At 57.2% G+C, this 14,239-nt stretch carries 11 protein-coding genes and 1 tRNA gene; 7 read left to right on the top strand and 5 right to left on the bottom strand.

Annotated features, from left to right (window positions below; all coding sequences use genetic code 11):
- Nucleotides 1-42: 42 nt before the first annotated feature.
- The 4 genes from XI05_RS20100 to XI05_RS20085 all read left to right on the top strand — a co-directional run bounded on the left by XI05_RS20100 (nt 43) and on the right by XI05_RS20085 (nt 5,433).
- Nucleotides 43-3,165, top strand: coding sequence for a bifunctional diguanylate cyclase/phosphodiesterase (locus XI05_RS20100; protein WP_271504996.1), 3,123 nt, complete (start codon nt 43-45; stop codon nt 3,163-3,165).
- Complete coding sequence (locus tag XI05_RS20095; RefSeq protein ID WP_271504995.1) at nt 3,165-4,202, top strand: sensor domain-containing diguanylate cyclase; 1,038 nt, start codon at nt 3,165-3,167, stop codon at nt 4,200-4,202. Before XI05_RS20100 ends, XI05_RS20095 begins: the two co-directional genes overlap by 1 nt.
- 62 nt (nt 4,203-4,264) lie before the next feature.
- A tRNA-Arg gene (locus XI05_RS20090) sits at nt 4,265-4,341 on the top strand.
- A gap of 102 nt (nt 4,342-4,443) precedes the next feature.
- The gene (locus XI05_RS20085) at nt 4,444-5,433 is read left to right on the top strand and encodes an integrase (protein WP_271504992.1); all 990 of its coding nucleotides are present in this window, start codon (nt 4,444-4,446) and stop codon (nt 5,431-5,433) included.
- A gap of 434 nt (nt 5,434-5,867) precedes the next feature.
- On the opposite strand, the gene XI05_RS20075 is transcribed toward XI05_RS20085, so the two are convergent.
- The 5 genes from XI05_RS20075 to XI05_RS20060 all read right to left on the bottom strand — a co-directional run bounded on the left by XI05_RS20075 (nt 5,868) and on the right by XI05_RS20060 (nt 10,518).
- Nucleotides 5,868-6,272 (bottom strand): hypothetical protein, encoded by a 405-nt coding sequence (locus XI05_RS20075; protein WP_271504991.1) that lies wholly within the window; start codon nt 6,270-6,272, stop codon nt 5,868-5,870.
- A 422-nt stretch (nt 6,273-6,694) separates the two neighbouring features.
- On the bottom strand, nt 6,695-7,174 hold the full coding sequence (locus XI05_RS20070; RefSeq protein WP_271504989.1) for a thermonuclease family protein: 480 nt from the start codon (nt 7,172-7,174) through the stop codon (nt 6,695-6,697).
- A 75-nt stretch (nt 7,175-7,249) separates the two neighbouring features.
- Entirely contained in the window at nt 7,250-8,935 is a 1,686-nt protein-coding gene (locus XI05_RS20065; RefSeq protein ID WP_271504987.1) for a hypothetical protein, read from the bottom strand.
- On the bottom strand, nt 8,932-9,651 hold the full coding sequence (locus tag XI05_RS39825; protein WP_442869298.1) for a protein phosphatase 2C domain-containing protein: 720 nt from the start codon (nt 9,649-9,651) through the stop codon (nt 8,932-8,934). The genes XI05_RS20065 and XI05_RS39825 overlap by 4 nt, the downstream gene beginning before the upstream one ends.
- 18 nt (nt 9,652-9,669) lie before the next feature.
- Complete coding sequence (locus XI05_RS20060) at nt 9,670-10,518, bottom strand: vWA domain-containing protein (RefSeq protein WP_271504985.1); 849 nt, start codon at nt 10,516-10,518, stop codon at nt 9,670-9,672.
- 456 nt (nt 10,519-10,974) lie between these two features.
- Here XI05_RS20060 and XI05_RS20055 point away from each other — a divergent pair, with 456 nt between their 5' ends.
- The 3 genes from XI05_RS20055 to XI05_RS20045 all read left to right on the top strand — a co-directional run bounded on the left by XI05_RS20055 (nt 10,975) and on the right by XI05_RS20045 (nt 14,181).
- Nucleotides 10,975-12,177: an SIR2 family NAD-dependent protein deacylase gene (locus XI05_RS20055; protein WP_271504983.1), complete on the top strand. Its 1,203-nt coding sequence runs from the start codon at nt 10,975-10,977 to the stop codon at nt 12,175-12,177.
- 122 nt (nt 12,178-12,299) lie between these two features.
- On the top strand, nt 12,300-13,970 hold the full coding sequence (locus tag XI05_RS20050) for an ATP-binding protein (protein WP_271504981.1): 1,671 nt from the start codon (nt 12,300-12,302) through the stop codon (nt 13,968-13,970).
- The gene (locus XI05_RS20045; protein WP_333939957.1) at nt 13,861-14,181 is read left to right on the top strand and encodes a KTSC domain-containing protein; all 321 of its coding nucleotides are present in this window, start codon (nt 13,861-13,863) and stop codon (nt 14,179-14,181) included. Before XI05_RS20050 ends, XI05_RS20045 begins: the two co-directional genes overlap by 110 nt.
- Nucleotides 14,182-14,239: the final 58 nt, after the last annotated feature.

Here is a 14,239-nt window from a genome sequence, read left to right as displayed (position 1 = left end):
CGCCATTTGTGCGGTGTATTCCTGGTCCTCCAGTGAGGGGGAATGCGCCAGGTCTTTGCCAGGGTAGCAGCCGGAATGTCTCAAGCCGCGAGAAACGGCTGGGAGGCCTTGGCGCGCCGTGGTCCCGTCCTGTGGCTGACCCTGTGCGGCGTGTTTCTGGTCGCCGGAATCTTCATCGCTACGGCCATCGCCATCGGCGAGTTTCGCGAGCGGACCCTCGCCAACCGCGAACGCGAGCTTGAGAACACGGTGAAGCTGATCGCGCGGCATTTCGATCAGCAGTTCGAGGATTCCGACGTCGTCGCCGCCGACCTGATCGGGCAGATGAACCTGCCGGAGATCACCTCGCCAGCGATGTTCCGCGAGCGCATGTCCGGGCCTGGGCCAAACCAGATGCTGCGCAGCAAGATCAGCTCCGTGTCGTATCTCGGCGACATCGCGATCTACGATGCCGAGGGCGAGCTGATCAACTGGTCGCGGGCCCAGCCGCTGCCCAAGATCAACGTCTCATCGCGCGCCTATTTCCAGTCGTTCAAATCCAATCCGGCGGCCGAGCCGGTCATCCTGGAATCGGTCCGCAGCTTCATCATCGGCAAATGGACGACGGTCGTCGCGCGCCGGCTGCGCGGCGCGGAAGGCACCTTCCTGGGCGCCATGGTCCGCCGAATCGATCCGGACAGCTATCAGCAATATTTCGCATCGGTCGCGCTCGCCGACGGCACGGCCATTTCGCTGCTCGATCGCGAGGGCAAGTTGCTGGCGCGCTATCCGCATAACGAGGAGCTGATCGGGCGGAACTTCAAGGATGCCCCGCTGATGCAAAAAGTGCTGGTCGAAGGCGGTCAGCAGACGCTCCGCGGCAGGAGCCCCGTCACCGGCGAGGAGCGGCTCGGCTCGGCCGCGTCGCTGACGCATTTCCCGCTGGTCATCATCGCCACCAACACCACGGCCGCAGCCCTTGCGGACTGGCGGCAGCAGACCGGCTTCATGGTGGCAACGGCAGGCTTCTCGGCAGGCGTGATCGCGCTGATCCTCTATCTGATCATCCGCCAGATCAACCGGCAGAACCGCGAGGCTCAGCAGCGGATCGAGGCGGAGCGGCTGCGGCTCGACACCGCCCTCAACAACATGTCGCAGGGGCTGATCCTGTACGACGCCGCCGGATACATCGTCACCTGCAACCGCCGCTACGCCGACATGTTCGGCCTGTCGCACGACGTCATCAAGCCCGGCTGTCACATTCGTGAGGCGATGTATCATCGCAAGGAGCGCGGCGCCTTCGACGGCGACGTCGAGGCATTCTGCGCCGAGGTCATGCGGGTCGTCGCAGAAGGCACGGTCGCGACGCTGACCCATCAACTGGCCAATGGCCGCGCCTTTCAGGTCATCAACACGCCGCTCGCACAGGGCGGATGGGTCGCCACGATCGAGGACATCACCGAGCGCCGCAACCTGGAACAGGAGCGCGATCGCAACTACACCTTCCTGAGCGAGATCATCGACCACATCCCGTCGCAGATCACCGTGAAGGACGCCCGGACGCGGCAATATCTGCTGCTCAACGTCGTCGCCGAGCAGCTGTTCGGCCAGTCCCGTCAGGACGTCGTCGGCAAGACCGCCTTCGACATCTTCCCCGAGGCGGCCGCCGCCCACATCACCGACGACGACAGCGCGGCGCTGAAATCGGCCAAGGGATTGTTCAAGGACGAGCACGCCTGGCAAATGCCCGGCATGGGCCTGCGCTACATCACCTCGACCCGGATCGGCATCAACGACGGCGCCGGCGAGCCGCGCTACCTCATTCATGTCATCGACGACGTCACCGACCGTCGTCGCGCCGACGAGAAGATCGCGCATATGGCGCATTACGATGCGCTGACCGACCTGCCGAACCGGACCCTGTTCCGCGAGCAGATCGAACGCGAGCTGGCGAGCGTCGCCGATGGCTGCCAGTTCGCGCTGCTCTACATCGACGTCGACGAGTTCAAGGGCATCAACGATTCGCTCGGCCACCATGTCGGCGACGAGCTGTTGAAGGCCATCGCGGGTCGCCTCCGCGGCTGCCTCAAGCAGGGCGACCTGATCGCGCGGCTCGGCGGCGACGAGTTCGCGGTGATCCAGACCGGGATTCAATCCCCAGCGGACGTGCTGTCCTTCGTGACGAGAATCTACCAGGCGATCCGCCAGCCCTATCACTGCCTCGGCCACCAGCTCTCGACCGATGCCAGCATCGGCATTGCGCTGGCGCCGCAGGACGGCGCCGATCTCGACCAGCTGATCAAGAACGCCGACCTCGCGATGTACGGCGCCAAGGCCGAAGGCCGCCGCACCCACCGCTTCTTCGAGCCGGAGATGGATGCCAGCGCCAAGGCGCGCCTCAGCATGGAGCAGGATTTGCGCCAGGCCCTGGTGAACGGCGGCTTTGAGATCCACTATCAGCCGCTGGTCGACCTGCGCACCAATGAAGTGTCCGGCTGCGAGGCGCTGCTGCGCTGGCGCCACCCCGAGCGCGGCATGGTGTCGCCGGCGGAGTTCATTCCGGTCGCCGAGGACACCGGCCTGATCACCGAGCTCGGCGACTGGGTGCTGCGCATGGCCTGCAACGAGGCCGCGACCTGGCCGGCGCATGTGCGCGTCGCGGTCAACGTCTCGCCGGTGCAGCTCAAATGCGACACGCTGGCGCTGCGGATTGCGAGCGCGCTCGCCGCCTCCGGGCTGGACCCGCGCCGGCTCGAGCTCGAGATCACCGAAGCCGTGCTGATCCGCGACGACGAGGCGGCGCTCTCGATCCTGCACCAGCTCCGCGCGATCGGCGTGCGCATCGCGCTCGACGATTTCGGCACCGGCTATTCCTCGCTGAGCTACCTGAAGCGCTTCCCGTTCGACAAGATCAAGATCGACCGCTGCTTCGTCGCCGACATCGCCGAAACCACCGGCTCGCCCGTCATCGTGCAGGCGGTGGTGAACATCGCTTCCGCCAGCAGCATGACGACGGTGGCCGAGGGTGTCGAGACCGAGGCGCAGCGCGACATGCTACGCGCGCTCGGCTGCACCCAGATGCAGGGCTATCTGTTCAGCGCGCCGAAGCCGGCCAGCGAGGTGCGCAAGCTGTTCGGTGCCGGCGATGGCTCGCCCGGGACCTTGCCCGTGGCTGCGGTGGCCTGATGCCGAAGTCGCGCAGGACCGTCGATGTCGCCGATTCCTACGCGGTGCGGCTGATGCAGCACCTGGTGGTACCGACCTTCGTGATCGACCCGAAGCGCCGCGTCGTGATCTGGAACAGGGCCTGCGAGCGGCTGACCGGGGTCGCCGCCTCCGAGGTGCTCGGCACCAGCAAGCATTGGCAGGCGTTCTACGAGACGAAGCGCCCTTGCCTTGCCGACCTCGTCGCGCTCGACCGGCCCGAGCAGCTGCCGGAGTATTATTCGGAGTATGCCGCGCGCGGCCACAACGGGCTCGGCTTCTCCGCGGAGAACTGGTGCGTGATGCCCAAGCTCGGCAGCCAGCTCTATCTCGCCATCGACGCCGGCCCGATCCACGATGAGGCCGGCAGCCTGATCGCGGTGGTGGAGACGCTGCGCGACCTCACCGACCAGAAGCGCGCCGAGACGGCGCTGAAGGAGCTCGCCACCAAGGACGGGCTCACCGGCCTGTCGAACCGCCGCGCCTTCGACCAGATGCTGCTCGGCGAATGGGCCCGCGCCCAGCGCACGCAGAAGCCGCTGGCGCTGCTGTTCGTCGACGTCGACCATTTCAAGCTGTTCAACGACCAGCACGGCCACCAGAGCGGTGACGAGTGCCTGCGCGCGGTCGCTGGCGTCGTCAGCCGGCACGCGGTGCGCCCGCTCGACCTCGCCAGCCGCTATGGCGGCGAGGAGTTTGCGCTGATCCTGCCGGACATGGATTGCGACAGCGCCTGCATGGTGGCCGAGCAGATCCGCTGCGCCGTGATGGCCTTAGCAATCGCCCATGGCGCGATCGGCGCCGGCGACCACGTCACCCTCAGCGTCGGCGTCGCCAGCCAAATTCCTGATGGGACCGACGGCGGCCCGGACCGGCTGCTCGGCGCCGCCGACGAGGCGCTCTATGTCGCCAAACGCCTCGGCCGCAACCGCGTCATCTGCGCCGACCGGGTGCTCGCCGAATTCGCCGCCCTCGGCGGAAAGCCGGTTCCGGCCCCGGTCAGGCGCAAATCGGCTTGAAGCACACTCCGGCGAGAAGCGGTTGCCCGCCCCGCGCCAATCGGCTAATGAACGTTCCACTAGCACCCGTAGCTCAGCTGGATAGAGCGTTGCCCTCCGAAGGCAAAGGTCACACGTTCGAATCGTGTCGGGTGCGCCAGTCTGGAAAGGCCAGAATATAGGGCTTTTTCAGCTATCTGAGACCTCCCTAGCCAGTGCCCGAAAAGCTCGCTGTCACAACTGTGTCACAGCGAGAAAACACATGGCCACAATCCGGCAACGCGGCAAGAAATGGCAGGTTCAGGTCAGGCGGGCAGGCTCGGGGGCCGTGTCCAAGTCCTTCCTAAGGAGGAAGGACGCGGACGCCTGGGCGAGGCAAATGGAAATTCAGGCGGATCGGTCGGAGTTGCCCGCCGATAGCAGCGTTCTCAAGGTCGTTACGTTCGCCGACCTTATTGCCCGCTACCGCAAAGAAGTGATTCCTAAGAAGCGCGGTGGAAAGATTGAAGACGCCGTGCTCGCACGAATGCTCGGCGACCCAATCTGCAAACTACCGCTTTCAAACTTGAAAACTACCGACTTCGCAAGTTATCGGGACCGCCGACTAGCTTGCGTTGCGCCGACCACGCTGAAGCGCCAGTTGAACCCAATCCAGCATATGTTCGAAGTCGCGAAGCGCGAGTGGGCAATTCCGATCAAGGACAATCCGATCAAGGCGCTTCGCTTCTCTGTAAAGATGCGCATGCGCACTCGCCGGTTACGCCACGGAGAATTGGATCGGCTGGTGAAAGCTGCCCATTGTTGCCGAAGCGAAGAAATCGTTCAGATCATCCATTTCGCGCTCGCTACCGCCATGAGGAGAGGCGAAATAGCCAATATGCAATGGAAAGACCTCGACAAAAAAAGACGGCTCCTCACAATTCCGGTCACGAAAAACGGGCACGCGAGAGCGATTCCGCTTTCAAACGATGCCATCAAGGCATTACCAAAGCGATGCTCCATTGGAGGGCGCGTGTTCTCAATGACGGGAAACGCAATACATTTAGCTTGGGATCGCCTTACGGAACGCGCTCAAATCGACGACTTGCGATTTCACGATCTGCGGCATGAGGCCATCAGCCGATTCTTTGAGCTAGGCTTGACTATCCCAGAGGTCGCAACGATAAGCGGTCACCGCGATGCTACAATGCTGCTCAAATATGCTCACGCATCATCGAGCGCAGTGTTCAAGAAGCTGAATCAGGCGGCTTGATTGTCCCCCTTGGCAGCTTCCGATAAGTGATATGCGCCGTGGCGAACGGAATGCCCGCTCGCCCGGCGCTTCCGCGAACGATGCAAGCTCTCTGATCGACTGCATAGAACCAATCGTCGAAATTCAATTTGGATGATTTACCGCTCGCTTGCGGTGTGTCGCGAGTGCACTTCCAAGGGAAGGCACACCCGGTCTCGTTTGCGCGCTTAAGAGGCCCTTCAACAAGGCTTTCCACCAGATCCATCCTTCTAGGCGGCCGACGAAGAACTTCTCGGTGAGGAATAGAGGCTCGGCGTCGGAGAACGCGTCAATGGCCATGGTTATCAACTCGACTGCATAAGCTGGCGTTAAGCTTGTCGTTCCTAATTACAGACTGCGCGGCGATAAATTCGGTCAACCGTTTGAGCGCGCTAGAGCTATTTAGATCAAGAATTTTACAGCGCGGGCTTCACGGGCACGCAGTGACCGGAGTGTACAAGCCCGCCCTTATCATTGAAGCGCACGGTCTGCTCAAATGCGCCACTCACACGATCAAACGTAAAGAGGTTTTCCACCTTCATCTTACCCTCTAGTGTTCGCACGCATCCGCCGTGAATCGCCATTTCATCGCCCTTCGCAAGAAAGTCGAAGCAAGGCCCCTTAGTGGTCCGTACCTGAACATTCAAGGGCTGGCCTATGGGCAGCATGTACGCGATCTTTACAGAAAAGCTGCCCACCGTCGCGCTGCTTTTTCCGGCGTCATCTATTGAGCGCTCATAGGTACATACCGCCGTGATTTCCTGCGCCAAGGCTGACGTAGACGAAAACGCCAGCCCTGCTACTACGAATGCTACCTTCATTTCCATCATTCCCTTTGATGTAACTAAGGTTATCTACTGCAGCTAATGGCGCTCTCACATCGAGTACAGAGGCCAATGCTCTGTGACGGAGCGAGGACTGTGCCGAATGGGTCAATCGCTTGGCTTGATCGAATTACCCGCAAGTTCTTCTGAACAGTGATCAAGCCAATTGGGGTACCATCGGTGTTTAGCTCAACATAGGCAGCAGCGCCCATCCGATCGCCTACCGCGTAGGCTCTATTTCCAACACCGGGTGAAACGCCAATGCGTGCATAATCGCCATCTTGGGAATTGGTGTGGGGAGCCGTAGCAATGAAGACGGCTTCTTTGACACCATCAATCTTACACTTAAGAATCTCGGCATGAGAGAACGTCGGGATATAGGCGAAGGCAATGATCAGCACTCGGTGGAGTGTCATAGCTCAATCCGGCTTTGCGTTCGCGCGTTGGTCATCCGAACATGCAATAGAACTTCGCCCCGCTCTTAGGCAATTTCTGTATCTCCACGGTTCAACGAAGCTACCCGCCCAAATGCCAATCCCAGCCTTTTCGGCTTGCTTTTGCTCCTGATTATACTCGCCTTTCGAATAACGTGGCCAGTCAAGGGCATGGCCCTGCGCGACAAGCCACTTAGCAAGATCAACACCTCCTACAGAGCACTTTGCAACTGCTCGGCCGTAACGGTCGGTATCGATGGTCAGGCACGAAACGGTTCGCGCTCCAATTAATTGATCAAGCGCATTCGCAGCCTTCGCACCGCAGCGATATTCGATACTGTCCTCACCTCGACACAGCTGGTCGTGCTCAGGCGCGTCAATACCCCAAAGCCGAATGCGACTGCCGCGAATTTCAATCGTGTCCCCGTCGATAACACTTGTCTGGCCGAGCAGGCGGCTGTCCATTCCATCGACCTCGTTTGAACTTGAACAAAGTAGCGCCAGCATTGTGAGTGCAGCGATAGTTCTCGGTGACAATGACTAAATTCCCCAGAACACTTTAGAGACCACAAGCTTCAAGCGATCCTTAAGCGACAAAGGCCGCGTAGCGGAGCTGACGACTGGCGTGACCACAGATGTTTGATGCGGCCCCGCCGGTTTTCCAGTGGCGCCTATAGTCGTCGCGGCTGGGGTGGCTGGTGCTCGACCACTCTGATCCAAAACCCATTGCGGCGCATTGTTTCCAACCGAAGTCGCCTTCGTCCACGTCTTTACTACCGGTACCGGCTTCGCCTCGACCCGCTTTTCGCTTTCAACCCCGGTCGGCTCCTGCTCCAACCAGTCTGGCAAACTAGTACCCGCCGCTTTACGCACGATTATGGGCGGTTCTAGCGGAGCAGCCGGTTCATTGCGCCTTCGACCAAGACGGTACTGAGCTTCGTCTTCGTCAGCGAGAATACTAATATCTGATAGCTCCTTCGCGAATACCTGGATCGTCTGGTATTTGCCACTCCTGTGAACGCGCATCACCCCCGAAGCGCTGACCCAATAGGAACCTGACATACTCTTATGCTGCGCATACAGCTTCGCGAAGTTTGTGCCGGGCAACACTACAGTAGGGGTACGAGAGTACGCGGTACCAAAGCGCAACAAGACAAGTGCTCCCTCTGAGACGCTTTTGACCTGAAGCACCTCGCCAACCAGTTCGACTTGCTGCCCAACAAAATGTTTCGCTGAGCTATAGTTCATACCGTCCACTACGGGATAGGGTGACGCGTAATCGGCCCGAGCCACCGTGTTGCTAGTGAAAGTCTGCGCACCAACAACGCCACCTTGACCCCCAACTCCTTGCCGAAACTCCTTCAGGCTAGGAATCTCTTTAATCGACTTCCGCCGACACAGGTCGCAGAAGACTCCAACACTGGCTTTCAAGCTATCTATGCTTGCGATATCTTTAAGAGCCGCCGATTGAGACGGCGACATAAAATCAGACTTGGAGAGTATTAGGTTTTCACCCTGATGGTACCGGTCAAACAGCGATGGCTTCGCCCGCAAAGCTGCCAGGCTCAGATCCAGCACTATAAGTGGAAATCGGTCCATCTTCGGCCCGTAATCTGCGGCGGTTCGCGCGGGATGCTGAAAATGAGGGTGGCCAAAATCAGCGGCTCCTAGATCCGCGAGCGCCGGGACAAACATTGCGTCATAATCGACGAGCTTTAGTTCTCCGCGCCGACTGATCATCATGTTGCGGTGCTGAATATCGCCATGCGCATACCCCCTCAGCTCGAAATCCTCTGACAAAGCAAAAATTTGTTCTGACAACCTTGCGATTGCGTCAGAGTTAGCTCTGTGGCGCGCGGCAAAGCTGAGAAGCGTTTCACCATCGATCCAGTCCATCGTGACGACGGGGAATGCGGCATTATTTACTCGCACGCCTCCGGGAAAAAATGAGAAATTCACAAAGTACGGCGAATTTGCCTGCCTCAGAAAGGATGATATCTCTCGATAGCGTCGAAAAATATCAGATATCTCTCTGTGAAAGCACCGGACGGCTAAATTGCTGGTCGGACCTATGAACTTGTATGTGTAGGCAAAGCCGCCCGATAGCACTTCTGGAAGTTCGAGTGCATCAGTCTGAACTTTGCACTTCTGAATATCAGGGACAGAGAAGTATAGGCTCGGGGCCTGAACTGCTTCATTGTAGTGGCCAGCCGATGGGAAGTTCATAATTCGATCACCAGCAAAGCGAAATCGTCTTTACGCAAGCTCCGTCTCTCCATTGCACCCACGCACAGAGCTTGAAATGCGTCTCTATCACGAACTGCGCAGAGCTCATTTAGCCTTAGCCATCTGTCTTCTACGGGTCCCTCAACGATCCATGCAGCCAAGCTGTCCGTGACCACGATGAGAGTTGTACCGTACCAGCCGATGGCAGGAGCCGGATGAACTAAGGTATGGCGAAGAAAGAAATCATCAGTCTCGGAAATGCGACTCTGGGCCGAATCGCTACACAAAAGCTCAGGACTGTTGCCGTAGCCGCCAGATGGCTCTGCGGGGAACGTAGTGAAATTTTGCGATCCGTTGCATATGAACATCGTGGTATCTCCCACGCCATGGGCAACGATGTTCGTTGGCGAGATCGTCAATCCAAGAAGCGTTGCTGAACTTCCCCTTTCGGAGGCATGTTGTGCAGACCAATCGTCCAGATCAACTTTCCTGCCTGCATTATATCTGTGCCGCGCTCCTACAATCCAATCTGATCCAAAATTGATGTCTCTTAGATAGTGGCGACACAATATTTTGGCCCAACCCGCGCTGTCGAATGACTCCGAAGCGCCATCGCTGACGGCATATCGTCCCTCTTTTCTCCAACCGGCAACGAAGTCCTCACAAGGTCGCCCATACTCTTTTGCTAATCGGAAGGCCCTTTGCGACCTTATCAACTTTGGATACTCCTAGATCTATCGATCTGGGCCGCCGAGACGAGGCCGTGTCCCAATATCGAAAAACGTAACGATATCGTCGAGCTTAGCGTTATAGATATATCCGCGACTTCCTTCCGACACGGAGACACCAGATTCAGCGGCCCTTCGCTGAAACTCAGGAGGCAAGACAGAACTCATTCGATAAAGCATTCGCGCGTAGCTATCCTTGAGCGCAGTCTCGCTTGTCGGGAAACGAACCGGCTGTCCTCCACCGCTCACATGCAAATTCAACAACAGCGCGCCGCCATCCTTGGTGCGTTGATTAGTCAACGACTGCGCCGCTTGCTCCACTTCTGTTTCGTTTCCGTCTGTTGGTTCGCCATCAGTCACATGGATTATCGTGGGCGGAAATGAATTCTGGTGCTCGCGGCACCAATCAGAAATCAAGTCGGTCGCCATTAGCAGCGCCGAGCGCATAGGAGTGCCGCCTGAGGCGGTCGGATCAAACCAGACAGGGAATTTGACCTCCGTTTCAACAAGTCCACCGGCCCCATCTGAGACCTTCTTGCGTCGCGTCTCAACGCGAATTGGGTTCTTTGCCAAAGACGCCACGTCGGAAATATGAGTGCCCGCCAACGCCCCACCGAACCCAGGCACCGAACTATTGCCCGAATAAGCGATCACGCCGATATCGAAATAGTTCAGGACACCTTCGGCCTTTCGACACCGAATAACGAGCTCCATCAAGCTGCGGTTGAGGGAGTCAGCTAGGAAGTCGGCCTTGCGAACACCTGCTTCAATCTCTTCAGCCATCGATGCGGACAGATCAATCAAAAATAAAATGCAGGTTGGATAGTCTCTGCTAATCTCAGCGGTGTAGGCCACCCGTCTCCTCCAATCGGTTGAAATTATCCTGGTCGGCAACTATTCGATCCCAAATCGAATCATGAGACAAGGCTTCTGCGAATTTGCGGGCAGCGGATTGACATATAGAACAAAACAAGAACAATGATTCAAACTAGACCTTCACATATCGGCCATCGCGACCGGAGGCGATAGAGGCTTGCGGTGGCGACGTACACGAAGCGGTCAAGGCGCTGATCGTTGCCAATGAATTCTTAGAGCGACGCCTGGAAGAGCTTGCTTCGCCCGGTTACGCGCGGACGGTTCCTGCCGAAACATCAAAGGTTGCGAGCCAAACTTAAGACATCCATCGCGCCTGCCTGCGTGTACGCAAAGAATACGGGGGAATGATCAACTGATTGGACTAATCTCTACTTGCAAGCGAAAGAATCGCCGCCCACAATTATTTGATAAACCACAAAACGACCCAAGGAAACGATGACTACAGTCATTCACAACCCCGACCAGCATATGGCGGCACTCCGAACCATCATTGCTCAAGGTCGGAAGCGGATTGGCCTTCTAATAGGCGCGGGAGCACCCGCCGGAATGAGGGATTCGGCCGGAAATCGACCATTGATCCCCGCAGTCGTTGGGCTGACATCTCAAGTGCTCAGCAAGCTAGAACCCATATACGGAAACCAAATAGCCGCGCTAAAGGCCGAGCTCACCTCGCACGATATCGAGACAATCTTGTCCCGAGTCCGCGCTTTAAGCAAAGTGCTTGGTGGCTCAAAGGTCCACGATCTTGACGGAAGCGGGTATGAGGAGTTCGGCGAGGCAATATGCAATGAGATTGGAAGAATTGTCGCGGTAAATTTGCCCGAAGGCGTTTCGGCATACTCGGAAATAGTGAACTGGATCACCGGCACATCAAGAGATTTTCCAGTCGAGATATTCACTACAAACTATGACCTGCTCTTTGAAGAAGCGTTTGAGCGAACGGCAGCTCCTTACTACGATGGCTTCACCGGAGGTAGAGAACCGTTCTTCGATCCGGTTTCCGTGGCAAGCAATGACCTGCCCTCACGTTGGACAAGGCTTTGGAAACTCCATGGCTCGCTTGGGTGGAAAGCAGGCAGAAGCGGAGAGGTTGTTCGTACAGGCCACAATTCTGCAACGCACTTGGTATTCCCGGAGTACCTAAAGTATGATCAGACGCAGAAAGCCCCATATGCCGCGCTTCTCGATCGGTTACGGGCCTTCTTGCTGACGCCGGACACGTTGCTTGTGTCGATAGGCTTTTCCTTTCAAGATTCCCATATATCCGCACGCATTAGCGATTCACTCGCGGGCAATGCTTCTGCAAGCGTCTTTGCATTTCAGTTTCAGAAACTAGAGAACGAAGTGGCCGCCTGCCAACTTGCAAAGCGCCTTCCGAATTTCAGCGTTTACAGTCCCGATATGGCCAAGGTGAACGGCGCACGCGGACCTTGGGTCCTACCAAGCGAGTTGCCAACGAAAGACTGGGGCCCAATTCGCGCGACCTATTGGGGGAAATCCGATTCTGCATCACCGGCAAAGTTCTTGCTTGGCGACATTGAGGCATTCGCGCGCTTTTTTGCCGCCGCTCGATCCAATCAAGCGTTTGGAATGACAACTACCGCTAGTGCACCTACTTCATCGACGGCGGCATCATGAACTCACCAACTCTGCTCGGACACGTTGGCGCAGTAGCTGGTTCGTCAGTAAGCGTCAGACAACTTCAAGGTCTATCATCCGGGATATCGATTATTGGCGGCCGGAGTTATCGGACAGGCCAAATGGGTAGCTTTGTTCGTATTCCGCAAGGATACCACGATCTCTACGGCATTATCTCGCAGGTCGGGGCCACAGCCACGCCCGAAGCAGTAGAAAACCTTTCTTTGCGCGGTGACCGATGGCTGACGGTTCAGCTTGTAGGTGAGATCGTTGAAGCGGCATTCGAACGTGGCATAAGCCAATATCCAGGTATCAACGATGAAGTGCACTTAGTTACGGAGGAGGACTTAGGTAAAATTTACGGAACGAAAGAACGAGGCCAGATTACGATCGGGCGACTTGCTGGCGCGGAAAGCATTTCCGCGCAAATCGACCTCGACCGATTAATTACGAGACATAGTGCCGTTTTAGGTTCGACAGGTTCGGGAAAGTCAACCACGGTCACGAGTCTCTTGCGGGCGATCGTTGGCAACTCGCAAGAGGCAGCGGAATATTCCAATGCAAGAATTCTAATCCTTGATATCCACGGGGAGTATTCTTCTGCCTTGAGTTCTGTAGCAAAGGTCTTTCGCGTTAGCCCGCTTCAAGGGGAGGAAAAACTTGTCGTACCATATTGGGCATTGGATACAGGCGCACTTTTCGCCTTCCTGATGGGAAAGCTCGAAGACAAAGCATTCGCTGGAATCATGGACAAGGTTTTCAGCGAGAAGTCCGTAATTCTGGCCCGAGAAAAGTTTCTCGGCGCCGACCCCAACGCAATCACCGCCGATAGCCCACTTCCGTTCAGCTTGAGGAAGCTGTGGCTTGACTTGCTCGACCCGGAAATAAAGACATGGGCAGATCAAGCAAAGACGACCCCCGCACTGGTCAGCGCAGGCGATGCAAACACTCTTCTGGCTCCTGTTTATAAGCCGGTCGCAGCAGGATCGGCATTGCCCACAGCGAACGTTGTAGGCGTCCTTTCGATAAGACGACAACTGAGTCAACTTAGATCGAGGCTTCTTGATCGTCGTTATGATTTTCTTTTACATCCCGGTCCGTGGGAGCCAGACTTGGACGGCAAGATTGGAAAGGACCTCTCAGATTTGCTTGCCGAGTGGCTTGGGCACGATAAGCCAATCACGGTCCTTGATCTGTCCGGCGTCCCCAGCTCGGTCCTGATGCAATTGATCGGAAGCATTCTGAACATAATCTATGAAGCGCTATTCTGGGGACGGTACATGCCGGAGGGAGGTCGAAGTCGTCCGCAATTGGTTGTTATGGAAGAGGCCCATCGATATTTGGGCAAAGATGCCGACGGCTTTGCGCGCGATATGGTCCAGCGTATCGTGAAGGAGGGTCGCAAATTTGGGGTTGGCGCAATGATTGTAAGCCAGCGGCCGTCAGAAATCGACGATACGATCCTCTCTCAGTGCGGAACGTTCGTGGCGCTCAGGCTATCCAACGCGGCAGACCGGGCGAGGGTCCAATCAACTCTACCCGACAGCCTTAGCGGCCTGGTCGATAGTTTGCCAGTACTCAGAACTGGGGAAGCAATCGTCACTGGCGAAGCCGCAAAACTTCCTGTCCGGCTCAGAATCAACTTGCCACCGGTCGAGGCGCGACCGGGTAGCGAAGACCCGCATGTCGCTGAAGCATGGTCAGAGCAGCGAAAGCCCGAGAACTACGTCCGGCTTTCTGCCGCTTGGCGCTCGCAAAATCCCGGCTGGCAATCTGACGAAGCGGGAGAATGATATGGAAAGGCAAGCTGTCGCTTCGTCACACATCGCGTCCATAGGGTATTCCCCCGGCTCGGAAATTTTGGAAGTCGAGTTCAGGAATGGAACGATTTACGAATATTACAACGTGCCTGAGGTCATATACGAACAACTAATGAACGCGTCTTCGATAGGTCAGTTTTTCAACGCGAATATCAGGAATGCTTTTGCAAACCAACGAGCATGAATTGTTTTCGTCCGCCGGCTAGTTTGGATCATGTAGCCTGGAAAAGCGGGACGTATGG

Source organism: Bradyrhizobium sp. CCBAU 11357 (assembly GCF_028128865.1).
GTDB lineage: Bacteria > Pseudomonadota > Alphaproteobacteria > Rhizobiales > Xanthobacteraceae > Bradyrhizobium.
This window is presented reverse-complemented; position numbering and strand designations above follow the sequence as displayed.